The 24,373-nt window shown below is 73.1% G+C and carries 18 protein-coding genes; 14 read left to right on the top strand and 4 right to left on the bottom strand.

The features are described 5' to 3' along the window. Position 1 precedes the first annotated feature (1 nt). The 7 genes from BT341_RS35535 to BT341_RS35565 all read left to right on the top strand — a co-directional run bounded on the left by BT341_RS35535 (position 2) and on the right by BT341_RS35565 (position 10,787). Positions 2–835 carry an urea amidolyase associated protein UAAP1 gene (locus BT341_RS35535; RefSeq protein ID WP_072480380.1) on the top strand — a complete coding sequence of 278 codons (834 nt, stop codon included), beginning with the start codon at positions 2–4 and terminating at the stop codon, positions 833–835. Beyond that, positions 832–1,467: an urea amidolyase associated protein UAAP2 gene (locus BT341_RS35540; protein WP_072480381.1), complete on the top strand. Its 636-nt coding sequence runs from the start codon at positions 832–834 to the stop codon at positions 1,465–1,467. Before BT341_RS35535 ends, BT341_RS35540 begins: the two co-directional genes overlap by 4 nt. Beyond that, positions 1,464–4,997 carry an urea carboxylase gene (gene uca / locus BT341_RS35545; RefSeq protein WP_072480382.1) on the top strand — a complete coding sequence of 1,178 codons (3,534 nt, stop codon included), beginning with the start codon at positions 1,464–1,466 and terminating at the stop codon, positions 4,995–4,997. Before BT341_RS35540 ends, uca begins: the two co-directional genes overlap by 4 nt. After that, positions 4,994–6,595 (top strand): allophanate hydrolase, encoded by a 1,602-nt coding sequence (locus BT341_RS35550; RefSeq protein ID WP_072480383.1) that lies wholly within the window; start codon positions 4,994–4,996, stop codon positions 6,593–6,595. The genes uca and BT341_RS35550 overlap by 4 nt, the downstream gene beginning before the upstream one ends. An 87-nt stretch (positions 6,596–6,682) precedes the next feature. After that, positions 6,683–7,303, top strand: coding sequence for a DUF998 domain-containing protein (locus tag BT341_RS35555; protein ID WP_072480384.1), 621 nt, complete (start codon positions 6,683–6,685; stop codon positions 7,301–7,303). 181 nt (positions 7,304–7,484) lie between these two features. Then, entirely contained in the window at positions 7,485–8,675 is a 1,191-nt protein-coding gene (locus tag BT341_RS35560; protein WP_072480385.1) for a thiolase family protein, read from the top strand. After that, positions 8,676–10,787 (top strand): 3-hydroxyacyl-CoA dehydrogenase NAD-binding domain-containing protein, encoded by a 2,112-nt coding sequence (locus BT341_RS35565; RefSeq protein ID WP_072480386.1) that lies wholly within the window; start codon positions 8,676–8,678, stop codon positions 10,785–10,787. Here BT341_RS35565 and BT341_RS35570 read toward each other — a convergent pair. Further along, positions 10,784–11,212 carry a hypothetical protein gene (locus BT341_RS35570; RefSeq protein ID WP_245805230.1) on the bottom strand — a complete coding sequence of 143 codons (429 nt, stop codon included), beginning with the start codon at positions 11,210–11,212 and terminating at the stop codon, positions 10,784–10,786. The two genes, BT341_RS35565 and BT341_RS35570, sit on opposite strands and share 4 nt — an antisense overlap. A gap of 69 nt (positions 11,213–11,281) precedes the next feature. Here BT341_RS35570 and BT341_RS35575 point away from each other — a divergent pair, with 69 nt between their 5' ends. Beyond that, entirely contained in the window at positions 11,282–12,817 is a 1,536-nt protein-coding gene (locus tag BT341_RS35575) for a twin-arginine translocation signal domain-containing protein (RefSeq protein ID WP_072480388.1), read from the top strand. Then, on the top strand, positions 12,811–13,902 hold the full coding sequence (locus BT341_RS35580) for an alpha/beta hydrolase (protein WP_084743117.1): 1,092 nt from the start codon (positions 12,811–12,813) through the stop codon (positions 13,900–13,902). The genes BT341_RS35575 and BT341_RS35580 overlap by 7 nt, the downstream gene beginning before the upstream one ends. Positions 13,903–13,927: 25 nt before the next feature. Here the strand turns inward: BT341_RS35580 and BT341_RS35585 are convergent, their stop codons facing one another. From BT341_RS35585 to BT341_RS35595, 3 genes are all read right to left on the bottom strand, one after another. Then, positions 13,928–15,052: a sensor histidine kinase gene (locus BT341_RS35585; protein WP_072480389.1), complete on the bottom strand. Its 1,125-nt coding sequence runs from the start codon at positions 15,050–15,052 to the stop codon at positions 13,928–13,930. Further along, on the bottom strand, positions 15,049–15,726 hold the full coding sequence (locus BT341_RS35590) for a response regulator transcription factor (RefSeq protein WP_072480390.1): 678 nt from the start codon (positions 15,724–15,726) through the stop codon (positions 15,049–15,051). Before BT341_RS35590 ends, BT341_RS35585 begins: the two co-directional genes overlap by 4 nt. 209 nt (positions 15,727–15,935) lie before the next feature. Further along, complete coding sequence (locus BT341_RS35595; RefSeq protein ID WP_177328975.1) at positions 15,936–17,435, bottom strand: PucR family transcriptional regulator; 1,500 nt, start codon at positions 17,433–17,435, stop codon at positions 15,936–15,938. A 98-nt stretch (positions 17,436–17,533) separates the two neighbouring features. On the opposite strand from BT341_RS35595, the gene BT341_RS35600 reads away from it, so the two are divergent. The 5 genes from BT341_RS35600 to BT341_RS35620 are packed head-to-tail and all read left to right on the top strand — an operon-like array spanning position 17,534 to position 24,356. Next, the gene (locus tag BT341_RS35600; RefSeq protein WP_072480391.1) at positions 17,534–18,979 is read left to right on the top strand and encodes a sodium:solute symporter family protein; all 1,446 of its coding nucleotides are present in this window, start codon (positions 17,534–17,536) and stop codon (positions 18,977–18,979) included. Further along, positions 18,972–19,916 (top strand): agmatinase, encoded by a 945-nt coding sequence (gene speB, locus BT341_RS35605; RefSeq protein WP_072480392.1) that lies wholly within the window; start codon positions 18,972–18,974, stop codon positions 19,914–19,916. The genes BT341_RS35600 and speB overlap by 8 nt, the downstream gene beginning before the upstream one ends. Then, on the top strand, positions 19,913–21,556 hold the full coding sequence (locus BT341_RS35610; protein WP_072480393.1) for a thiamine pyrophosphate-binding protein: 1,644 nt from the start codon (positions 19,913–19,915) through the stop codon (positions 21,554–21,556). Before speB ends, BT341_RS35610 begins: the two co-directional genes overlap by 4 nt. After that, positions 21,553–22,911 carry an aminobutyraldehyde dehydrogenase gene (locus BT341_RS35615; protein WP_072480394.1) on the top strand — a complete coding sequence of 453 codons (1,359 nt, stop codon included), beginning with the start codon at positions 21,553–21,555 and terminating at the stop codon, positions 22,909–22,911. Before BT341_RS35610 ends, BT341_RS35615 begins: the two co-directional genes overlap by 4 nt. Beyond that, the gene (locus BT341_RS35620; RefSeq protein ID WP_072480395.1) at positions 22,908–24,356 is read left to right on the top strand and encodes a purine-cytosine permease family protein; all 1,449 of its coding nucleotides are present in this window, start codon (positions 22,908–22,910) and stop codon (positions 24,354–24,356) included. Before BT341_RS35615 ends, BT341_RS35620 begins: the two co-directional genes overlap by 4 nt. The last annotated feature ends 17 nt before the right edge of the window (positions 24,357–24,373 follow it).

Here is a 24,373-nt window from a genome sequence, read left to right on the forward strand (position 1 = left end):
CATGAGCACCACCGCCACCACCTACGGCGCCCGGGACCACGCCCGTGCCCAGGCAGGCACCGTGGTCGACACGATGCCGTCGATCCCGGCGAGCACGTGGCCGTCACCTCCGCCCGGCGTCGCACCCGAGGCGCTGACCTGGGCCGAAACCGTTGCCGGGGGCGGGTACACGCACAAGGTGCTGGCCCGCGGCACGCGGCTGCGGCTCACCGACACCGACGGCGACGCCTGCGCCCACCTGCTGCTGTTCAACGCCGACCAGCCGTGGGAACGGCTGAACGCCGCCGACACGGTGAAGGTGCAGTGGAACGCCTACCTCGGCGAGAAGGTGGCGCTGCTGTCCGACCAGGGCCGCGTCCTGGCCACGATCGTCGCCGACACCAGCGGCCACCACGACGCCCTGTGCGGTACGTCCACTGTGGACGGAAACACCGAGCGCTACGGCGACGGCGCCCCGCAGGGCCCCTCCCCCGCCGGATTGGCGCTGTTCACCTTGGCCGCGGCCAAGAACGGGCTCGGCCCGCGGGACCTGCCGCCGAGCCTGTCGTTCTTCCAGGGCGTGCGTGTCCGGCCGGACGGCGGCCTCGAGTTCACCGGTTCGGCGGGCGCCGGCAAGTCCGTCGAGCTGCGGATCGAGATCCCGGCCGTGGTGCTGATCGCCAACGTCGCGCACCCGGTCGACCCGCGGCCGGACTACACCGTGACGAACCTCGAAGTACTGGCCTGGCGCGCCACTACGTCCACCCCGGACAGTCCGGAATGGACACACACGCCGGAAGCCCGGCGCGCGTTCGAGAACACCGCCGACTACCTCACCGCACGGGGGATCGCATGAGCACGGCGTACCGGTCCCAGCCGGAGCTGACCTTCGACGTGCCCGCGCGGGCCCCGTTCTCGACGGTGCTCCGGCGGGGCCAGGAACTGACGATCATCGACCTCGGCGGCAACCAGGCCGTCGACTTCCTCTGCTACGACGCCGGCGACACGGCCAAGCGCTACAGCGCGGCGGCGACGATCGCCGCGCAGCGGAACATCTTCCTGACCACCGGCAGCGTCCTGCGCACCCAGGAGGGCGCGCCCCTGCTCACCGTCGTCGCCGACACCTGCGGGCGCCACGACACGCTCGGCGGCGCGTGCAGCAAGGAATCCAACAGCCTGCGCTACGGCCAGCACACGCGCTTCCAGCACGCCTGCGTCGAGAACTTCCTCATCGAGGGCGCGAAGTGGGGGCTGGGCAAGCGGGACCTGGTCGGCAACGTCAACTGGTACATGAACGTGCCGGTCGAGGCGGACGGCACGCTCGGCATCGTCGACGGGATCTCCGCGCCGGGCCTGGAAGTCCGGCTGCGCGCCGAGACCGACGTGCTGGTGCTCGTGTCGAACTGCCCGCAGATCAACAACCCCTGCAACGGCTTCGACCCGACGCCGGTGCGGATGGTCGTCACCACCCCGGGAGGCGGCCGGTGAGGCTGCTCGTGGCCAACCGCGGCGAGATCGCGGTCCGGATCCTGCGCAGCGCGAAGGAGCTGGGCCTCGAAACCGTCGCGGTGTACTCCGACGCCGACCGGCTCGCCCCGCACGTCCGGCTCGCGGACCGGGCCGTGCGGCTCGGTCCGGCGCCCGCGGCCGAAAGCTACCTGCGGGCCGGCGCGATCGTCCGTGCCGCGCTCGACACGAGCTGCGACGCGGTCCACCCCGGTTACGGCTTCCTGTCCGAGGACGCGGCCTTCGCTCGGGCGTGCGAAGACGCCGGGATCGTGTTCGCCGGGCCGTCGCCGGAGCACCTGGAAGTGTTCGGCAGCAAGCACACCGCGCGCGAAGCGGCGGTCGCCGCGGGTGTGCCGCTGCTGGCCGGTACCGGTCTGCTGTCCGATGTGGACGAGGCACTCGCGCGCGCGGCGGACATCGGCTACCCGGTGATGCTCAAGGCGACCGGCGGCGGGGGCGGGATTGGGATGCGCGCGTGCGCATCCCCGGACGAGCTGCGCGACGCGTGGGACAGCGTCCGCAGCGTGGCCGCCAAGAGCTTCGCGAACGCCGGGGTGTTCCTCGAACGGCTGGTGCGACGCGCCCGGCACGTCGAGGTCCAGGTGTTCGGCGACGGCCTGGGCGAGGTACTGGCCCTGGGCACGCGCGACTGCTCGCTGCAGCGGCGCAACCAGAAGGTCGTCGAGGAGTGCCCGGCGCCGGACCTGCCCGACGCCGTCCGGGAGCAATTGGCCGGCTCGGCCGTCGCGCTGTGCTCGTCGGTGCGGTACCGCTCGGCGGGCACGGTCGAGTACGTCTACGACCCCGACCGCGAAGAGGCGGCGTTCCTGGAAGTCAACACGCGGCTGCAGGTCGAGCACCCGGTCACCGAGGCGGTGTACGGCGTCGACCTGGTCGCCTGGATGCTGCGGCTCGCGCAGGGCGACCGCGCGATGTTCCGCGCGGTCCCGGTCGCGCGCGGGCACGCCGTGGAAGCCCGCGTGTACGCCGAGGACCCGAGCGCCGGGCACCGGCCGAGCGCCGGTCTCGTCACGCGGGTCGCGCTGCCCGCGGGCGCCCGGGTGGACACCTGGGTGGAGCCCGGCACGACGGTCACCACGCACTACGACCCGTTGCTGGCCAAGGTGATCTGCACCGGCCCCGACCGCGCCGGCGCGCTGGCCGCCCTCCGCGGTGCGCTGGCGGAAACCCGCATCGACGGTGTCCGCACCAACCTCGGGCAGCTTCGCGCGGCGGCCGCGGACGCGGCGTTCGGCGCGGCGGCGCACACGACGTCCACTTTGGACGCGATCGTCGACGGCGAGCCCCGGATCGAGGTCGTGCGCGGCGGGACGATGACCACGGTGCAGGACTGGCCGGGCCGGACCGGGTTCTGGCACGTCGGCGTGCCGCCGAGCGGGCCGATGGACGACCGCTCGCTGCGGCTGGGCAACCTCGCGCTGGGCAACCCGGAAGGCGCGCCCGGCCTGGAGTGCACGGTGGACGGCGTGACGCTGCGGTTCTCGCACGTCACGCACCTGTGCGTCACCGGCGCGCCGGCCACGGTGCTCGTCGACGGCAGCGAGATTCCCTTGTGGACACCCGTCGCGGTGCCCGCGGGTGCGGTGCTGGATGTCCGGGCGTGCACGACGGGCCTGCGCAGCTACGTGCTGGTCCGCGGCGGCGTCGACGTGCCCGCGTTCCTCGGCAGCGCGGCGACGTTCACCCTCGGCGGGTTCGGCGGGCACGGCGGCCGCGCGCTCGCCGCCGGCGACGTCCTGCACCCCGGCCCGGCCCCGGCGGACCCGGTCGTCGGCCCGGTGCCGCCCGCCGAGCGCCCGCGGTTCGGGTCCCACTGGACGATCGGGGCGCTCGAAGGACCACACGCGGCGCCGGAATTCTTCACCCCCGAAGACGTCGAGGTGTTCTACGCCACCGATTGGCAGGTGCACTTCAACTCCGCCCGCACCGGCGTCCGGCTCGTGGGGCCGCGGCCGCAGTGGGCGCGGCCCGACGGCGGCGAGGCGGGCCTGCACCCGTCGAACATCCACGACACGCCGTACGCGATCGGCGCCGTCGACTACACCGGTGACCTGCCGATCCTGCTCGGCCCGGACGGGCCGAGCCTCGGCGGGTTCGTCTGCCCGGCGACGGTGGCGACGGGCGAGCGGTGGAAGCTCGGGCAGCTGCGCCCGGGCGACACCGTGCGGTTCGTGCCGATCGACACCGACCACGCGGCGGCGCTGCGGCAGCGTCCCGCGTCGGCGGTCACGGCGACCCGGGCGGCCCGCCACGACGGCGGCGTCCTGGCCCGGCTGCCCGCTTCCGGCGGCGAACCGTCCGTGACCTACCGCCGCAGCGGGGACGACAACCTGCTCGTCGAGTACGGCGAGATGAAGCTCGACCTCGCCCTGCGGATGCGGGTGCACGCGCTCGCGGAGCGGCTCGCGGCCGAGGGCGTGCCGGGGATCGTCGACCTGACCCCGGGCATCCGGTCGCTGCAGGTGCACGTCGACCCGGACGCGCTGCCGGCGGGCAAGGCACTCGGGCTGGTGCGCGAGCTGGAGCGGGACCTGCCGCCGACGCACGACCTCGTGGTGCCCAGCCGCAGCGTCCGGCTGCCGCTGTCGTGGGACGACCCGGCGACGCGCGAGGCCATCGAGCGGTACATGACCGGCGTGCGCGACGACGCGCCGTGGTGCCCGTGGAACATCGAGTTCATCCGGCGCGTCAACGGGCTGTCCAGTGTGGACGAGGTCTACCGGACGGTGTTCGACGCCGAGTACCTCGTGCTCGGGCTGGGCGACGTCTACCTCGGCGCGCCGGTCGCCACGCCGCTGGACCCGCGCCACCGGCTGGTGACGACGAAGTACAACCCGGCGCGGACGTGGACCGCGGAGAACTCGGTCGGCATCGGCGGCGCGTACCTCTGCATCTACGGCATGGAGGGCCCGGGCGGCTACCAGTTCGTCGGGCGGACCGTGCAGGTGTGGAACAGCTGGCACGGCGGCGACCGCCCGTGGTCCCTGCGGTTCTTCGACCGGATCTCGTGGTACCCGGTGTCGGCGGAGGAGCTGCTGGAGCTGCGGGCGCAGAGCGCGTCCGGAAAGCTGGAACTCGACGTCACGGACGGGTCGTTCGCACTCGCGGACTACCAGAAGTTCCTCGGCGACAACGCCGGAAGCATCGCCGCGTTCCGCGCGACGCAGGCGGCGGCGTTCGAGGCGGAACGGCAGGCGTGGGCCGCGGCGGGCGAGTTCGACCCGAAGCCGGAACCGGTCACCCGGCCGCCGGCGCGGGTCGAGGCGCCGCCGGGCGGGCACGTCGTCGAGGCGCCGTTCGCGGCGACGGTGTGGCGGGTCGACGTCGCCGCGGGCGAGCGCGTCGAGGACGCGCAGCCGCTGGTGACGCTGGAAGCGATGAAGACGGAGGCGCGGATCCCCGCGCCGGCGAGCGGCGAGGTGGTCGAAGTGCTCGTGTCCCCCGGCGACCAGGTCGCCCCCGGCACGCCGCTGGTGGTGCTCGGATGAACGCCGTCACCGAGCGGGTGCGGGCCGCCTACCGGCGCATCGAGCAGGTCGGCCGGCCGGAGATCTGGATCGATCTGCGGCCGGAAGCCGAAGTGCTCGCCGAGGCCGCCGCTCTCGGCGAGCGCGGGCTGCCGCTCCGCGGCAAGCTCGTCGCGGTCAAGGGCAACATCGACGTCGCGGGGCTGCCGACGACGGCCGGGTGCCCGGCGTACGCGTACAAGCCGGAGACCGACGCGCCGGTCGTCGCGCGGCTGCGCGCGGCCGGGGCACTGGTGCTCGGCACGACCAACCTCGACCAGTTCGCCACCGGCCTGGTCGGGACGCGCAGCCCGTACGGCGCGGTCCGCAACGCCGCCGACCCGGCGTACGTCTCGGGCGGGTCCAGCTCGGGGTCGGCGGTGGCCGTCGCGCTGGGCATCGCGGACCTCGCTCTCGGCACGGACACGGCGGGCTCGGGGCGGGTGCCCGCCGCGTTCAACGGGATCGCCGGGCTCAAGCCGACGCCCGGGCTGCTGCCGACGGAAGGCGTCGTCCCGGCGTGCGCGAGCATCGACTGCGTCTCGCTGTTCGCCCGGACGGCCGAGGAGGCGGCGTTCGCGCTGACCTGCCTGGCCGAGCCGGCACCGGTCCACACGGGACGGTTCCGCCTCGGCGTCCCGGCCCCGGACCAGCTGGGCCCGCTGGCGCCCGGCTGGGCGGAGGCGTTCGACGCCGCGGTGGCGGACTACGCAGCGGCGGGCGCCGAAGTGACCACAGTGGACGTCTCGGCGTTCCTGGAGGCGGCGCGGCTGCTGTACGGCGGCGCGTTCGTCGCCGAGCGGTACACCGCGGTCGGCGAGTTCGTCGACGCCCATCCGGACGCCGTCGACCCGGTCGTGCGGTCGATCATCGGGCCGGCGCGGGACATCCCCGCGCACCGGCTGTTCGCCGACCAGGCGAGGGTGGCGGGCCTGCGGACACGGGCACTGGCCACACTGGCGGGCGTCGACGCGATCCTCCTCCCGACGACGACCGAGCACCCGACGCTCGCCGAAGTCGCGGCGGACCCGGTGGCGGTCAACGCGCGCCTGGGCCGGTTCACCAACTCGACCAACCTGTTCGGGTTGCCGGCGTTGGCCGTGCCCGCGGGGACGGTGGCGGGACGGCCGTTCGGCGTGATGTTCCTCGGCGCCCCGCACGACGACCTGAAGCTGGTGGCGCTGGCGCGCCTGCGGGCCGAGCGGATCCCGCTGGTGGTCGTCGGCGCGCACCTGCGGGGCCAGCCGCTGAACCACGAGCTGACCTCCCGCGGCGGCCGGTTCGTCGCGGAGGTGCCGACTTCGCCGTCGTACCGGCTGTACGCGCTGGACACGGTTCCGCCGAAGCCGGGCCTGGTGCGCGTGGCGTCCGGCGGCGTGGCGATCGCGGCCGAGGTGTGGGAGCTGCCGGTGGCGGGCTTCGGGGACTTCGTGGCCCGCGTACCGTCGCCGCTGGCGATCGGCAAGGTGGAGCTGGCGGACGGCACGCGGGTACCCGGTTTCCTCTGCGAACCGGCGGCGACGGAAGGCGCGGCGGACATTTCGGCGAAAGGCGGTTGGCTGGCCCACCTCCGCGGGTAACGATCAGCTGCCCGGCGCGGTAACGAGCCTTCAGCGGCCGCGCCGGGCGTGCCGATGTACCCGGTAGCGATCCCCCCGGAGGCGGCCATGACCACGGCGACCGAAACCCCGCTCGTCCACTCCTACCTGTACCTGCGGCGCGCGATCGGCACGATCGGCCTGGCGCTGCCGGTCGTGCTGATCCTCGGCAAGCAGCTCGTCCAGGGCGGCGACCTGATCGGGTCGCTCAGCGGGTACTACTACACCGACCTGCGGGACGTGTTCGTCGGCGCGATGTGCGCGGCGGGGGTGTTCCTGCTCGCCTACTACGGCCACGACTACATCGACAACATCGCGAGCACGGTCGCCGGGCTGGGCGCGATCGGGCTGGCGCTGTTCCCGACGACCCCGGCCCACGACGTGACGGCCTGGGACCGCACGTCCGGCGTGCTGCACCTGGCGTTCGCGGCGGTGTTCTTCCTGATGCTGGCGTACTTCTGCCTGCGGCTGTTCCCGCACGACGGCGAGCAGCCGCCGGGCACGGGAATCGTCTACCGCGGGTGCGGGATCGTGATCCTGGCGGCGCTGGTGCTCATCGCGCTGACCAGCTCGCTGCGGCTGGTGCCGGACTGGCACCCGGCGCTGTGGCTGGAGAGCGTCGCGGTGTGGGCGTTCGGCGTCGCCTGGCTGCTGAAGGGCCAGACGCTCACGCCGAAAACTGTGCCGTAGCCCACTCGACCGGGCCACACCACTGGTTACCGACGGGTAACAAGGGCTATCGTGCGGCTGTGACAACCGGGGCGCTGCTCCGGGCCGGGGGCTCCGCCACCCGGACCCCCGAGGAAAACGTCTACTTCATGGAGCATTCGTGGCCGCATCGACACCGCCGCTCGCGCCGAACGCGCGAGGCGTGCGCAACGTCGTCTTCGTCGAGGGGGTACGCACCCCCTTCGGCAAGGCCGGCGACAAGGGCATCTACGCCGGGACCCGCGCCGACGACCTCGTCGTCAACACCATCCGCGAGCTGCTGCGGCGGCACCCCGAGCTGCCGCCCGAGCGCGTCGACGAGGTGGCCATCGCCGCCACCACCCAGATCGGCGACCAGGGCCTGACCATCGGCCGCACCGCCGCGCTGCTGGCCGGCCTGCCGAAGTCGGTGCCCGGCTTCGCCATCGACCGCATGTGCGCCGGTGCGATGACCGCCGTCACGACCACCGCGTCCGGCATCGGCTTCGGCGCCTACGACATCGCGATCGCCGGTGGCGTCGAGCACATGGGCCGCCACCCGATGGGTGAAGGTGTGGACCCGAACCCGCGGATCATCGCCGACAAGCTGGTCGACCCGACCGCGCTCGTCATGGGCCAGACCGCCGAGAACCTGCACGACCGGTTCCCGGCGATCACCAAGGAGCGCACCGACGCCTACGCGGCGCGCAGCCAGGAGAAGTACGCCGAAGCCGTCAAGACCGGCAAGATCGGCCCCGAGCTGGTTCCCGTGGCCACGCGCTCCGAGGAGCTGGGCTGGGGCCTGGCCACCGAGGACGAGCCGCCGCGGCCGGGCACCACGGTCGAGCAGCTGGCCAAGCTGAAGACGCCGTTCCGCCCGCACGGCCGGGTCACCGCGGGCAACGCCGCGGGCCTCAACGACGGCGCGACCGCGTCGATCCTCGCCGACGAGGACACCGCCCGCGAGCTGGGCCTGCCGGTCGCGATGCGGCTCGTCGGCTACTCCTTCGCCGGCGTCGAGCCCGAGGTCATGGGCATCGGCCCGGTGCCGGCCACCGAGAAGCTGTTCAAGCGCACCGGCCTGGGCATCGACGACATCGGCCTGTTCGAGATCAACGAGGCCTTCGCCGTGCAGGTGCTGGCCTTCCTCGACCACTTCGGCATCGCCGACGACGACCCGCGCGTCAACGTCTGGGGCGGCGCCATCGCCTGCGGTCACCCGCTGGCCTCCTCCGGCGTCCGGCTCATGACGCAGCTGGCCCGCCAGTTCGCCGAGCGGCCCGACGTGCGCTACGGCATGACGACGATGTGCATCGGCATCGGCATGGGCGGCACCGTGATCTGGGAGAACCCGGCCTTCGAGGGGGCGAAGTAAATGACGTTCACCGCTGAAGAAGCGAAGGCCGCCTTCCCGGACGAGGTCGTCACGCACGCCGTGACGCGCCTGGTGAAGGTCCCCGGGCTCACCAAGCCAGTCGCGCTCATCACGCTCGACAACGGCCACGACCACACCCGGCCGAACACCTTCGGCCCGCAGGGCCTGGTGTCGCTGAACGCGGCGCTGGACAAGGCCTTCGAGGCCGAGCCCGCCGCGATCGCCGTCACCGGCAAGCCGTTCATCTTCGCCGTCGGCGCCGACCTGTCCGGCGTCGAGCAGGTCAGCGACCCGAAGCTGGCGCGCGAGATCGCCCAGACCGGGCACGACGTGTTCCGCCGCCTCACCGAGTCGAAGATCCCGACCTTCGGCTTCGTCAACGGCGCGGTCATGGGCGGCGGCCTGGAGCTGGCTCTTTCGTGCCACTACCGGACGCTGTCGGAGAACACCGCCGCCATCGCCTTCCCGGAGGTCTTCCTCGGGCTGTTCCCGGGCTGGGGCGGCACGCAGCTGCTGCCGAACCTGATCGGCGCGGACGCGGCCGTCACGGTGATCATCGAGAACGCCCTGGCGCAGAACAAGATGCTCAACGTCAAGCAGGCGGCCGAGCTCGGCATCGTCGACGCGGTCTTCGGCTCGGCCGACTACCTCGAGCAGTCACTGCTGTGGCTGGCCAAGGTGGTCAACGGCGAGATCACGCCGGAGCGCCGCGAGATCGACCGCGGTGCGGCGTGGGACGCGGCCATCGCCCGCGCGAAGTCCATTGTGGACGGGCGCACGCACGGCGCGTCGCCGGGTGCGACCAAGGCCGTCGAACTCCTCCAGCTCGCGAAGGAGAACGACCTCGACCGCGGGTACGCCGCCGAGACCGACGGCCTCGCCGAGCTGCTGATGTCCGACGTCCTGCGCGCCGGGCTGTACTCGTTCAACCTGGTCAACAAGCGCGCCAAGCGCCCGGCGGGCGCGCCGGACAAGTCGCTGGCGCGCAAGGTGAACAAGGTCGGCATCGTCGGCGCCGGCCTGATGGCCAGCCAGCTCGCGCTGCTGTTCGTGCGGCGGCTCAAGGTGCCGGTCGTGCTCACCGACGTCGACCAGGAACGCGTCGACAAGGGCGTCGGGTACGTCCACGCCGAGATCGACAAGCTCCTGAGCAAGAAGCGCGTCTCCCCGGACGGCGCGAACCGGCTCAAGGCGCTCGTGTCCGGTTCGCTCGACAAGGCCGCGTTCGCCGACGCCGACTTCGTCATCGAAGCCGTCTTCGAGGAACTGGGCGTCAAGCAGCAGGTGTTCGCCGAGCTGGAGCAGCACGTCTCGCCCGAGGCGATCCTGGCGACGAACACCTCGTCGCTGTCGATCACCGCGATGGCGTCGAAGCTGCGGCACCCCGAGCGCGTCGTGGGCTTCCACTTCTTCAACCCGGTCGCCGTGCTGCCGCTGCTGGAGATCGTCCGCGGCGAGCAGACCGACGACGCTTCGCTGGCGACGGCGTTCGCGGTCGGCAAGCAGCTGAAGAAGTCGAGCGTGCTGGTGAAGGACGCGTCGGCGTTCGTCGTCAACCGGCTGCTGCTGCGCTTCCTCGGCGAGGTGCTGGTCACCGTCGACGAGGGCACGCCGTTCGACGTCGCCGACAAGGCCCTGGAACCGCTCGGCCTGCCGATGACGCCGCTGACGCTGATGCAGCTCGTCGGCCCGGCCATCGCGCTGCACGTGGGCGAGACGCTGCACGAGGCCTTCCCGGACCGGTTCACCGTGTCGGAGAACCTCGCGAAGTTCGTCAAGGCGGGCAAGAAGGGCGTCTGGATCTGGGACGAGCAGGGCAACCAGTCCGTCGACCCGGAAGTCGCCGAGCTGTGGACCCAGGGTGACAAGCCGTCCACGTCGGAGCAGGTGCGCGACCGGGCGCTGTCGGCCATCGCCGAGGAGATCCGGATCATGCTCGACGAGGGCGTGGTCGCCGAGGCGCAGGACATCGACCTGTGCCTGATCCTCGGCGCGGGCTGGCCGTTCTGGAACGGCGGCATCACGCCGTACCTGGACCGCACCGGCGTGTCGGAGCGGGTCAACGGCAAGCCGTTCCTCGCGCCGGGCGTGGCCTCGGTCCCGGCTTCCTAGTATTCGCCCTCGCGAGGGCACTTCGGCGGCGGCGCGGTGAGTTTCAGCTGCGCCGCCGCCGCGTCCGCGTCGATCACCGTGACGCGCTCGGCGGTCCGGTAGCGGCTGTGCAGCTCCCGCGCCCACGCCTTCAGGTCGGTCCCCGGGACGGCGAGCAGGAAGACCGACGGCGGGTCGACGAACACCCGACGCGCCTTCGGGTCGTCGCGGAAGGACCGTGCCGCGGCCCACGTATCCTCGCCGGCCGGAAAGACCAGGACGACCGCCGCGCACGGGGTGTGGCCGGCCAGCGGCGCGGGGTTCGTGTCCACCGGCAGGGCGGGCGGCCGCACGAGCGCCGCGACGAAGAACGCCAGCCCGGCCCCGGCGGCCAAGGCCGTCGCGGCCGCGGGCAGCACCGTCCGGCTCAGGGGCTTGTGCGTCACCTCCAAGATCACAGCACACGTTGGCCGCCGGGACACCGTCCGTTCACTCCGGCGGCTTAGCGTCCGGCCGTGACCACCGACAGACGCCGGTTCCTCAAGGGCGCCGGGCTCGCGGCCGCCGCCGCGGGCGTGCCCCTCCCGGCCCCCGCCGGCCTCGATCTCGATCTCGGCCGCGTGTGCGGCCGCTACCAGTGGCTGGCCGGCGACCACCACACCCACAGCCAGTACTCGTACGACGCGATGTACCGGATCGACCAGATCGCGCGCGGCGGGCGCGCGCACGGCGCCGACTGGATCGTGTTCACCGACCACGGCCACGCCGAGCACGAGAAGGTGTCGGTCGAGCCCACCGAAGCCGACTTCCTCGCCGCCCGGGCGAAGTACCCGGACCTGCTGCTGTGGCACGGCCTGGAGTGGAACGTCCCGGGCGCCGAGCACGCCACGGTGTTCTTCCAGGCCGGAGCGCAGCAGGCCGCGAAGCTGCGCGAGTTCGAGCGGACCTTCGACTGGCGGCTGACGAACTCGGAGGCGTCGAACCCGGCGAACGAGGCCCTCGCGCTTCGGGCGCTTCGCTGGCTCGCCGACGAGGAACGCGCGCGGCGGATCCACGCGCCGGTCGTGCTGATCAACCACCCGCTGCGCAACGGCCGCGTCGCCCCGCACGAGCTGCGTGCCTACCGCGACGCCGCGCCGCACATCGTCATCGGCATGGAAGGCGCGCCCGGCGCGCAGGCGGACGGCTTCCCGAAGCCGTCCGGCAACGGCGGCGCGCGCGGCGGTTACGCGAACAGCCCCGGCGCGAACTCGTGGCCGGGCTACCCGGCCGAGGCGTACCGGACGCACGGCGGCTGGGACTGGGCGACGGCGAAGGTCGGCGGGCTGTGGGACTCGCTGCTCGCCGAGGGCAAGCCGTGGTGGATCACCACGAACTCCGACTCGCACTACAACCGCGGCGACACGCTCGTGCGGCCGGACGTGCCCGGCGACTGGTACGACACGCACGGGAAGTTCCCCGACCCCGTCGACTCGGGTGTTCCGCAGCTGCTCGCGCCGTACGCGGACTTCTACCCCGGAGAGTTCAGCCGGACGTACGTCGGCGTGACGCGGCGAAGCCTCGACGGCGTCCTCGAGGGCCTGCGCGCCGGGCGGATCTGGCTCACGCACGGCGGCCTGGTGCAGGACCTGCAGGTCGGCGCGTACGGCGGCGGTTCCGCCGCGACGCTCGGCGGGCGCCTGCGCGTCCGGCGCGGTTCCGACGTCACGGTCGTGGTCGGCGCGCGGCTGGCGTCGCGGCCGAACGGCGGCGGGTCGGTGCCGCGGCTGGCGCGGCTGGACGTCGTCGCGGGCCCGGTCACCGGCCCGGCCGCCGACCGCGACGCGATGACCGCGCCCGGCACCCGGGTCGCCGAGTCGTTCGAGCCGCGGTGGGCACCGGGACGGCAGGTCGTGTTCCGGCACACCTTCCGGAACGTGCGGGCGCCGTTCTACGCGCGGATCCGCGGGACGAACGGCGACGGCGAGCCGGCTCCGGACGTCGCCGGGCAGGCGAACCCGTTCGAGGACTTGTGGTTGTACGCGAACCCGATTTTCGTGGACGTGTGCTGAAAGGACTGTTCCGGCGGCTGCTCGTCCGGTCGATCATGACCGGGCTGCGGTGGCTGCTGCGGTTGCCGTCACCGGTGCTGCGAGTGCTCGCGGGACGTCCGGTCGTGGTCGACGGACGTCAGCCGGTGGTCTCGGCGCGCGTGCTGATGCGGGTGGCGCGCCTCGCGCCGTTCGACGCGCCGCACCACAACGGCAGTCTGGAGCGGGCGCGGGCCGAGCTGAACCTGGCGGGCGCGCTCGCCGGCGCCGGCGTCTGCCCCGGCGTCCGGACGTCCGGCTCGTCGTGGCCGGGGCCCGGCGGGCCGCTGCCGCTGCGGCGGTACGAGCCGGCCGGGGTCCCGGCGCCCGGCCCGGGGCTCGTGTACTTCCACGGCGGCGGGTTCGTGCTCGGCAGCCTCGACACGCACGAGGGCGCGTGCCGGCTGCTGGCCGAGGAGGCCGGGGTGCGGGTGGTGTCGATCGGCTACCGGCTGGCGCCGGAACACCCGTTCCCGGCCGCGGCTTCGGACGCGGTGGCCGCGTTCGCGTACGTGTCCTCGCACGCGGCGGAGTTCGGCATCGACCCGGCCCGGCTGGCGGTGGGCGGCGACAGCAGCGGCGGCAACCTCGCGGCCGTGGTCGCGCACGCGGGTGCCCGCGGCGAGGTCCCGCGGCCGGCGTTCGGCCTCCTGCTGACCCCGGCGACCGACGCGCTCGGCGAGTCGGAGTCGCACCGGCAGTTCGGGACGGGCTTCCGTCTCGACCGGGACGAGTGGGCCTGGTACCGGGCGCAGTACCTGCGCGACCCGGCCGAGTACACCGACCCGCGAGCCTCGGTGCTGTACGACGACGCTCTCGACAGCCTCCCGCCGACGTACGTGGCCACCTGCGGCTTCGACCTGCTCCGCGACGAAGGCGAGGCCTACGCCCGGAAGCTGGCCGACGCCGGCGTACCGGTGGTGCACCGGCGGCACGAGGGCCAGCTGCACGGCTTCGCGAACCGGGTCGGCGTGGACCCGGACGCCCACGCGGCCATGCTCCACGCGGCCGGCGTTCTCCGCGCCGGTCTCGCCCTCACCGGTCGTGGACGAGAAACAGGGTTCTAGCCCTGCTTCCCACTCACGACACCGGTCAGCGGACCGGGAGGTGGACCGTCACGCCCAGGCCGCCGCCCACGATCGGCTCCGCCGTGACGCTGCCGCCGTGGGCCTGGACCGCCGCGCGGACGATCGACAGGCCCAGGCCCGCGCCCGACCGGGCCGTGCGGGCCACGCCCGCCCGGCGGAACGGCTCGAACAGCTCCGCCACCGTCGCCGGGTCGACCAGTCCGCCCGACGACCGCACCCGCAGCGTCGACCACTGCGGCCCCGGCTGCGTCACGACCTCCAGCCAGCCGCCCTCGACGTTGTGCCGGACGCCGTTCTCCAGCAAGTTGCCCGCGATCCGCTCCAGCAGGGCGGGGTCGCCGACCGCCGGCGCGGGCGGGGTCGCGAACGACGCCCGGATCCCGCGTTGCGCGGCCTCCCGGTGCACCGCCTGCCAGGCCCGGTCGACGACGGCCGCGAGGTCGACCGGTTCACGCACCGCCAGCCCGGCGCCGTCGGTCCTGGCCAGCAGCAGCAGGGAGTTGACGAGCTGCCCGGCCCGCTCGGTCGCGTCGCGGACCACGCCCGCCATCCGGCGCAGCTCGGCCTCGTCGGCGGCGTCGTCGGCGAGGGTGACGTCCAGTTCGGTGCGGATCACCGACAACGGCGTCCGCAGCTCGTGGCTCGCGTTCGCGACGAAGTGGCGTTGCGCGTCGAACGCGGCCTGCAGCCGGTCGAGCATGTCGTCGAACGTGCCGGCCAGCTCGGCCAGCTCGTCGCGCGAGCGGACCTCGCCGATCCGCTCCCCCAGCGACTCGACCGACAGCCGCCGCGCGGTGCCGGTGATCTCGCGCAGGGGCAGCAGCACGCGGGAGGTGAACGTCCAGGCGAGGATCGCCGCGGCCGCGACCACCAGCAGGAACGCGATCGACCCGAACAGCAGCATCCGGTCGCGGGCGTGCACGCGCAGGTGCTCGGCCAGCGTCGACGCGTCGACCGTGACACCGTCGACGACCACCGTGCTGCCCGGCGGCATCTGCGGGACGGTGTCGAGCGAGTCCCGCACCAGCGTCCAGGCCAGCCAGAGCAGCAGCAGGCTGACCGCGGCCACGAGCACGGTCGCCAGCAGGGTGATCCGGGCGCGGAGGCTGCGGGTGCCCGGCAGGTTCACGCGCGCGGCGCGCCCGGCTCCGGCACCCGGTACCCGGAGCCGACGACGGTCTCGATGATCCCCGGCTCGCCGAGCTTCTTGCGCAGCGTCATGACGGTGACCCGGACGGTCGTGGTGAACGGGTCGGCGTTCTCGTCCCAGACGCGTTCGAGCAGTTCCTCGCTGCTGACCACGGATCCGGCGGCCTGCAGCAGGACCTCGAGGACGCCGAACTCCTTGCGCGTCAGCTCGACCGGCCCGCTCGCGCGCCGGACGGTCCGCTTGGCCGGGTCGAGCTCGACGTCGCCGGCGGTGAGCAGCGGCGGCGCGGCCGGCGTGGCCCGGCGGCCCAGCGCCCGGACGCGGGCGACCAGCTCGGGGAAGGCGAACGGCTTGGCGAGGTAGTCGTCGGCGCCGAGCGACAGCCCGTCGACGCGGTCGGACACCGAGCTGCTCGCGGTGAGCATCAGCACCCGGGTCAGCTCCCCGGAGGCGACGATCTCCCGGCACAGCTCGTCCCCGGACATCCCGGGCAGGTCCCGGTCCAGGAGCACGACGTCGTACCGCGTGACGGCGGCCTTCTCGTGCCCGTCGTCCCCGGTGAGCGCGACGTCCACGGCCATGCCCTCACGGCGCAGCCCGCGGGCGATCGCGTCGGCCAGGGGTTCTTCGTCCTCGACTACCAAAACTCGCACGAACCCACAATCCCATATTTTCCTGAGAGTGCCCTTTAAGGACGATGTGCTTCCGGTGAGGCCGAGCCCGAGCGCCACAAAGTGGCCCTCGGTGCGTCGAATGACGCCGCGGCGCGAAGCGCCTCCGTCGAGGGTGGCGGTGGGGACATGGGAGGAGCAACCAAGGCGGCCTTCGGTGCGTCAGACGCAACCAAGGCCACCTTGGGGCGCTAGGAATCCTCCGGTGAGGCCCAGCGCAGGGCGAACCACAGCCGCATCCGGGTCTCCGGGTCCGCCAGATCCACGCCCAGTGCCCGTTCCACCTGGGCGATCCGGTGCCGGACGCTGTTGCGGTGCACGCCGAGCTCCGCCGCCGTCGGCTCCCAGCCGCCGTGGTGGGCCAGCCACGTCCGCAGCGTGCGGACCAGCGACCGGTCGCCCTCGCGGTCGAGCGAGAGCAAGGGCCGCAACGCCTTCTCCGCGAAGTCCCGGGAAGCGTCCGGAGCCACCAATGCGTCGAAGTCCAGCGGTGAATCCCCCGCCACGACCGGACGTCCGAGCGCCTGGGCCCGCGCGAGCAGCAGGTCGGCTTCGGCCTCCGACAGCCGGTCGGCGGGCGCCGGTGACCCGGCGGCCGCCAGCCAGCCGGCCGCGCGCAGTTCCTCCAGCCTTTCGACCGGCGCCGCGGCACTCGCGATCGCCACGAACCGGCCGGGCAGCACCGAAACCAGCGGCGTGTCCAGCCGGGCCCGCAGCCAGTCTGGCCGCTGGGCCACCTCGTCGGGGCCACGGCGGTACGGCACCCCCGCGACCAGCCGGACGACGTCGGATCCCAGCAGCGACCGGGCCACCGCGCCGGGAGCCGTCCGGCCGAGCAGCAGGCCGGTGGTGGCCGCGCCCAGCTCGGCCGCGTCCGAACCGGCCCGGCCGACCAGGCCCAGCAGCGCCGCGCCGACGGCGAGGATGGCGCGCTCGGCACCGTCGAAGCGCCGCGGCCGTCCGGTCACCACCAGGTGCGACGCCGTCGCCTGCGGGTACACCGGCTGGACCACCACGAAGCTGCCGCCTGCCTCGGTGGTCGCGCTGCGGATCCCGCTGCCGGCCCGGACGGTCGCCACCAGCTCCCGCACCTGCGGCGGCAACGGCACCGGCGCGTCGTGCGCCGACGCCAGCACGTCCCCCGCCCCGACCAGCGCGACCCACGCGCCCAGCCGCGCCGCCAGTGCCGACGTCAGCTCGCCGAGCCCGCCGCCCGCGGCGCGCGTCAGCGCCTCCCGCGCCGCGGTGATCCGCCGCTGCTCCCGCTGCCCGGCCTCGGTGAGCGCGACCGACACCGCGCGGTTGACCGCCAGGAACGGCGTCCGCGCCGGCACCACCAGCAGCGGCAGCCCGTACCGCGCGCAGGCCCGGCGCAGCGCGTCCGGCAGGGTCTCGAACACCGTCGGGGTGAGCCCGAAGCCCAAGGCCGTCACGCCGGCGTCGCGCAGCCCGCGCACGTACCGGTCGAGGTGCTCCGGCAGGTTGACACCCGCCGTCAGGATCAGCTCGCCGCCCACCAGGTAGGGCGCGGGGTCCTGCAGCTCGCTCACGTGGGCCCAGCGCACCGGGGCGTCCAGCGCGCCCGGCCGCAGCGTTTCCGGGACGACCTCCAGCGCCAGCTCCCGGTTGCCGACCACGTCCCGTAACGGGACATTCACCTCCGTGGACATCGCGTCCGCGATCGTGGTCATTTCGTCCTGCACAACGCTGTCATGGGACGGATTATCCCATGCCGAAGCGGGGGCGCGTGAACCTACGGTGACCCGGACAACGACGTGAGGAGGACACCGTGACCGGCGACTACGCGGTGATCGCGCTCTACATCGCGGGCATGATCGGGGTGGGCTGGTACGGCCTGCGGCTCGCGAAGACGAAGTCCGACTACCTCGTCGCCGGGCGGCGGCTGGGCTGGTTCATGTACTCCGGCACGATGTCGGCCGTCGTCCTCGGCGGCGCGTCCACGGTCGGCGGCGTGAAGCTCGGCTACAAGTTCGGCATCTCGGGCATGTGGCTGGTGGTCAGCATCGGCGTCGGCATCCTCGTGCTGCACGCGCTGTTCGCGCGGCGGCTGGTGCGGCTGAAGGTCTACACCGTCGGCGAGATGCTCGACCTGCGCTACGGCGGCCGGACCAGCACGGTGTCCGGCGTCGTGATGTGGGGCTACACGCTGATGCTCACCGTGACTTCGACGCTGGCCTTCGCGACCATCTTCAAGGTCCTGTTCGACCTGCCGAACTGGGCGGGCATCGCCGTCGGCGGCTCGATCGTGGTGCTGTACTCGGTGCTCGGCGGCATGTGGTCGATCACGCTCACCGACATCGCCCAGTTCGTCATCAAGACCATCGGCATCCTGGCCATCCTGCTGCCGGTCGCGATCAGCTCGGCCGGCGGCTTCGCCGGCATGAGCGCCAAGCTCGACGCGAGCTTCTTCAGCTTCACCTCGATCGGCACCGACACGATCGTCACGTACTTCGTGATCTACACCTTCGGCCTGCTGATCGGCCAGGACATCTGGCAGCGCGTGTTCACCGCGCGCACGCCGGCGATCGCGACGTCCGGCGGCATCACCTCCGGCGTCTACTGCCTGGTCTACGGCCTGGCCGGTGCCCTGATCGGCACCGCGGCCCACACGCTGTACCCGGACCTGGCCAGCGCGCAGGATGCCTTCGCGACGATCGTCGAGCGGCTGCTGCCGACCGGCGTGCGCGGCCTGGTGCTGGCCGCCGCGCTCTCGGCGATGATGTCGACCGCCAGCGGCGCGCTCATCGCGTGCGCCACGACCACGACGTCGGACCTGCTCACCAAGCTGGGCCTGAAGCGGGGCGGCGAGGTCCGGCGCAACCGGATCGCCACGCTCGTGCTCGGCCTGATCGCGATCGGCATCGCGATGATCGTCGACGACGTCGTCAACGCGCTCACCATCGCCTACGACATCCTGGTCGGCGGTCTGCTGGTGGCGATCGTCGGCGCGCTGTTCTGGAAGCGCGGCACCCGGCAGGGCGCGTACGCGTCGATGGTGGCCGGCACGGTGTCGGTGATCGCCTTCATGATCATCGACGGCGTCGACGCCAACACGCCGATCTACTGGGGCCTGGGCGCGAGCCTGGTGGTGTACCTGGCCGTCAGCTTCGCCACGCCCCGCACCGACGCCTCGACCCTCTCCGTCTGGACCCGCCGCCTGGCGGGCGAAGACACGCACACCTCGATTCGCGAACAGGAGCCTGCCAGTGCCTAACATCGGACCCCTCGACTCGTCGCGTGTACCCCGCTTCGCCGGGTTCGCGACCTTCGCGCGGCTGCCGCGGCTCGACCAGGTCGAGCGCGCCGACGTCGCCGTCGTCGGGGTGCCCTTCGACTCCGGTGTGTCCTACCGGCCCGGCGCGCGGTTCGGCCCGGCGGCGGTCCGCGAGGCGAGCCGGCTGCTGCGGCCCTACCACCCGGAGCTGGACGTCTCGCCGTTCGCCGAGCGGCAGGTCGTGGACGCGGGCGACATCGCGGTCAACCCGTTCGACATCGGCGAAGCGATCGAGACGCTGCAGCAGGAAGCCGAGGCGTTGCAGGCGGACGGGACGCGGCTGGTCACCGTCGGCGGCGACCACACGATCGCGTTGCCGCTCCTGCGGGCCGCGGCGAAGAAGCACGGGCCGGTCGCGCTGCTGCACTTCGACGCCCACCTCGACACCTGGGACACCTACTTCGGCGAGCCGTACACCCACGGCACCCCGTTCCGGCGGGCGTCCGAGGAAGGCATCCTCGACACGAGCGCGCTTTCGCACGTCGGCACGCGCGGGCCGCTGTACGGCAAGCGCGACCTCGAAGAGGACCGCCGCCTCGGCTTCGGCATCGTCACCTCCGGCGACGTCCTGCGCCGCGGCGTCGCCGAGACGGTCGACGCGCTGCGGCAGCGCATCGGCGACCGGCCGCTGTACGTCTCGGTCGACATCGACGTGCTCGACCCGGCTCACGCGCCCGGCACCGGCACCCCCGAGGCGGGCGGGCTGACCAGCCGCGAACTGCTGGAGATCCTGCGCGGGCTGCGGGACCTCAACCTGGTCGGTGCGGACGTCGTCGAGCTCGCCCCGGCCTACGACCACGCCGAGATCACCGCCATCGCGGCCTCGCACGTCGCCTACGACCTGGTGAGCCTGCTGGCGCTGGGAAAGGGCGAATGACCCGCATCGGCGGCGACGTCGTCGTCGAAACCCTGCGGGCCCTGGGCGCCGACACGGTGTTCGGCCTGCCGGGCCAGCACGCGCTGGGCCTGTTCGAGGCGCTGCGGCGCGCCGGCGACCTGTGCGTGATCAGCTCACGCGTCGAGAACAACCTCGCCTTCGCCGCCGACGGGCACGCCCGCGCGCGGCTCGCGGCGAACCCCGACGGCCCGGTGCCGGTGACGCCGCTGATCGTCTCCACCGGGCCGGGCGCGTTGCTGACCTTGGCTTCGCTGCAGGAGTCGCGGGCCGCCTCGGTGCCCGTGCTGGGCATCTCCAGCCAGGTCCCGGTCGCCGGGCTGGGCGGCGGACGGCACGGCTACCTGCACGAGCTGCCCGACCAGCAGGCGAGTTTCCGGGACGTCGTGAAGTCGGTGCACGTCGTGCGCCGCGCGAGCCAGATCCCGTCGGCGCTGCGGGAAGCCTGGACGTCGGCGGCGACCGCGCCCTACGGCCCGGTGTGGGTGGAGATCCCGCAGGACGTGCTGCTCGGCCCGGCCGGGATCCCGCCGATCACGTCGGTCTCGGCCGCTCCCCCGGTGCCGGCGCCGCTGCCCGAGCTGGTCACCGAGGCCGCCCGGCTGCTGGCCGCGGCTTCGAACCCGGTGATCCTGGCCGGCGGTGGCGCGCTGCGGTCCGGCGCGCAGGCCGAGCTGACGGCCCTCGCGGAAGCGTTGCGCGCCCCCGTGATCTCCACTTTCGGCGGCAAGGGTGTCTTCGGCTGGGACCACGCGCTGTCCGGGCGGTCGTGGCTGGAGGACTGGCACACCACGGAGTTCCTCGCCGCCGCGGACGTGCTGCTCGTGCTCGGGTCCGGGCTCGGCGAGCTGTCGAGCAACTACCGGGCGTTCGCCCCGCGCGGCCGGGTGATCCAGGTCGAAGCCGACCTCGGCAAGCTGGAGTCGAACTACCCCGGTCTCGGTATTCACGCCGACGTCCGGCTCACCCTGCAAGCCCTGCTGGAGCAGGTGCCGATGCGAGCGTCCGACGGGCGGGCCGAGGCCGCGGTCGCGGGGCTGCTCTCCCGCGTCGAGTCGCGGCTGGCCGGCCAGGACCTCGCCGTCGAGCGGAAACTGGTCGACGACATCCGGTCCGCGCTGCCCGAAGGCACCCAGACGTACTGGGACATGACCATCGCCGCGTACTGGGCCTGGTCGGCGTGGAACCCCGACGGCGCGCCGATCCACACCGCGCAGGGCGCGGGCGGGCTGGGCTACGGCCTGCCCGGCGCGCTCGGCGGTGCCGCCGCCGGAGGTGTCACCTTGGCGGTGTCCGGTGACGGCGGTGCGATGTACGGCCTCGCCGAGCTGGCCACCGCGGTCCAGCACGGCCTCGACGTCACGTGGCTGATCGTCGACGACGGCGGCTACGGCATCCTGCGCGAGTACCTCACCGGCGCGTTCGGCCGGACCACCGCCACCGAGCTGGCCCGGCCGGACTTCGTGGCGCTGGCCGCCTCGTTCGGCGTGCCCGCGACCTTGTCCACTCCGGACACCGTGGGCGCGGATCTCGCCGAGGCGCTGCGCACGCCCGGGCCGTCCGTCGTCGTCCTCCCCGCGTTGCTGAAGATGTTCGCCCCGACCCACCTGGAGCAGGCATGACCCGCACGCTCGACCTGACCGACCCGGCGACCGGCGAGGTCTCCGGCACCAGCCCGGTCGCCGGCCAGTCCGATGTGGACGCCGCCGTCGCGGCCGCCGCGCGGGCGTTCACAGGCTGGCGTCGCAGCACTCCGGCGCAGCGGCAGCTGGCGCTGCTGAAGATCGCCGACGCGCTCGAAGCCCGGGCCGGCGAGTTCGCCGACCTGGAAGTGCGCGAGACCGGCAAGATCCGGTCCGTCGTGGTCGACGAGGAGATCCCGGAGTGCGTGAGCGCGCTGCGGTTCTTCGCCGGGGCCGCGCGGCAGCTCGAAGGCACCGCGGCCGGGGAGTACACGGCGGGCCACACGTCGGTGATCCGCCGCGAGCCGGTGGGTGTCTGCGCGCAGATCGCGCCGTGGAACTACCCGCTGATGATGGCCGTGTGGAAGATCGCGCCGGCGCTGGCGGCGGGCAACACCGTCGTGCTGAAGCCGGCCGAGACGACCCCGTCGACCGCGGTGCGGCTGGCCGAGGTCGCGGCGGAATTCCTGCCCGACGGCGCGTTCACCGTCCTGTGCGGCGACCGCGACACGGGCCGGGCGCTGGTCCGGCATCCGCGCGTCGACCTGGTCTCGATCACCGGCTCGACGCGGGCGGGCATCGACGTCGCCACCGTGGCCGCCGCCGACCTCAAGCGCACCCACCTGGAGCTGGGCGGCAACGCGCCGCTGCTGGTGTTCCCGGACGTCGACCTCGCTTCGACGGCCGAAGGCATCGTGGACGCGGCGTTCTACAACGCGGGCCAGGACTGCACCGCGGGCAGCCGGGTGCTGGTGCACGAGTCGATCCACGACGAGTTCGTCGCGGAGCTGACGAAGGTCGCCGCGGCGCGGACACCCGGTGCCGACTTCGGGCCGCTGAACAGCGCGGCGCAGCTGGCGCGCGTCGAGGGCCTGATCTCGCGGCTGCCGTCGCACGCGCGGATCGAGACCGGCGGCACGCGGTTCGGTTCGCGCGGGTTCTTCTTCGCCCCCACCGTGGTTTCCGGGCTGCGTCAGGACGACGAGATCGTCCAGGAGGAGATCTTCGGGCCGGTGATCACGGTCCAGTCCTTTCCGGACGAACCCGCGGGCGTGGCGCTGGCCAACGGCGTCCCGTATGGACTGGCGTCGTCGGTGTGGACGCGGGACCTCGCGGTCGCCGCGCGGGTTTCGGCCGAACTGGACTTCGGCTGCGTGTGGGTGAACACGCACGGGCCGCTGGTCGCCGAGATGCCGCACGGTGGGTTCGGCCACTCGGGCCACGGCAAGGATCTCTCGGCGTACGCCTTCGCCGAGTACACCCGGGTCAAGCACGTGATGACGAGGTTCGCATGAGCGCGCGCGTGACGGAGGTCGAGCGGCACGGCATCGCGCCGATCCCGCCGGAGGAGCAGACGTCCCGCCCGCGCGACCTGTTCCGGATGGCGTTCGGCGGGGCGAACACGTTCGCCACGATCATCCTGGGCACGCTGCCGATCGCGTACGGGCTGAGCTTCCGCGACGCGGCTTCGGCCACGGCGCTCGGCGTGGTCGTGGGCGGGCTGGTGCTGGCGCCGATGGCGTTGTTCGGCCCGCGGACCCGGACGAACAACGCCGTGTCGTCCGGCGCGCACTTCGGCGTGGTCGGCCGGTGCGTCGGGTCGTTCCTGTCGTTGCTGACGGCGATCACGTTCTTCGCGATCTCGGTCTGGGTCAGCGGCGACGCCGTGGCCGGCGCGGCCCAGCGGCTGTTCGGCTTCGACGGCGGCGCGGTGCTGCGCGGCGGCGCGTACGGCGTCATCGCGATCGCGACGCTGGTGGTGTGCCTCTACGGCTACCGGTTCATGCTGCTGGTGAACCGGATCGCGGTGGTGCTCGGCACGGCGATCATGCTGCTGGGCGTCGTGGCCTACGGCGGCACGTTCGACCCGGGCTACGCGGGGACGGGAACGTACGCGCTGGGAACGTTCTGGCCGACGTTCATCCTGGCGGCGCTGACGGCACTGGCCAACCCGATCTCGTTCGGCGCGTTCCTCGGCGACTGGTCACGGTACATCCCGGCGCGCCACCGCAAGCGCTCGCTGCTGGCGGCGCCGCTGCTGGCCCAGGTGGCGACGCTGCTGCCGTTCGGCTTCGGCATCGCGACGGCGACGCTGGTGGCGGACCCGGCGGACTACATCACGGGCCTGACGGCGATGTCCCCGCTGTGGTACGCGATCCCGCTGATCGTGGTGGCGCTGATCGGCGGCCTGTCGACGGGCACGACATCGCTCTACGGGACGGGACTGGACTTCAGCTCGATCTTCCCGCGCCTGTCCCGGGTGCGGGCGACTCTGCTGATCGGGACGTTGAGCGTGGTGTTCATCTTCGTGGGCAATTTCGTGCTGGACATGGTGTCGAGCATCAACGCGTTCGCCACGCTGATCGTGCTGTGCACGTCACCGTGGATGGTGATCATGATGATCGGGTTCGTCCAGCGACGCGGCTTCTACGACGTGGCGGACCTGCAGGTGTTCAACGAGGGCCGCCGAGGCGGCCGGTACTGGTTCACCCGCGGAGTGAACTGGCGGGCCATGGCGGCCTGGATCCCGGCGACGACACTGGGCCTGTTGTGCGCGAACACACCGATGATCGCGGGCCCCTGGCACGACGTGGCGGGCGGCGTGGACATCAGCCTGCTGGTGACCCTCGTGACGGCGGCGGTGGCCTACCCGGTACTGGTGAAGCTGTTCCCGGAACCACCGGAAGTATTCGCACCGGCTCCCACGCCGATCCGGGACGCCGTCCCGGCAGAGGCCTGAGCCGGCCGGTCATCCCG

Origin of the sequence: Amycolatopsis australiensis (assembly GCF_900119165.1) — a bacterium.
Lineage (GTDB): Bacteria > Actinomycetota > Actinomycetes > Mycobacteriales > Pseudonocardiaceae > Amycolatopsis > Amycolatopsis australiensis.

Coding starts and splice junctions, on each gene's coding strand:
- BT341_RS35535 (WP_072480380.1), top strand. CDS start 2: ATGAGCACCACCGCCACCACCTACGGCGCCCGGGACCACGCCCGTGCC.
- BT341_RS35540 (WP_072480381.1), top strand. CDS start 832: ATGAGCACGGCGTACCGGTCCCAGCCGGAGCTGACCTTCGACGTGCCC.
- BT341_RS35550 (WP_072480383.1), top strand. CDS start 4,994: ATGAACGCCGTCACCGAGCGGGTGCGGGCCGCCTACCGGCGCATCGAG.
- BT341_RS35555 (WP_072480384.1), top strand. CDS start 6,683: ATGACCACGGCGACCGAAACCCCGCTCGTCCACTCCTACCTGTACCTG.
- BT341_RS35565 (WP_072480386.1), top strand. CDS start 8,676: ATGACGTTCACCGCTGAAGAAGCGAAGGCCGCCTTCCCGGACGAGGTC.
- BT341_RS35595 (WP_177328975.1), bottom strand. CDS start 17,435: ATGACCACGATCGCGGACGCGATGTCCACGGAGGTGAATGTCCCGTTA.
- BT341_RS35610 (WP_072480393.1), top strand. CDS start 19,913: ATGACCCGCATCGGCGGCGACGTCGTCGTCGAAACCCTGCGGGCCCTG.
- BT341_RS35615 (WP_072480394.1), top strand. CDS start 21,553: ATGACCCGCACGCTCGACCTGACCGACCCGGCGACCGGCGAGGTCTCC.
- BT341_RS35620 (WP_072480395.1), top strand. CDS start 22,908: ATGAGCGCGCGCGTGACGGAGGTCGAGCGGCACGGCATCGCGCCGATC.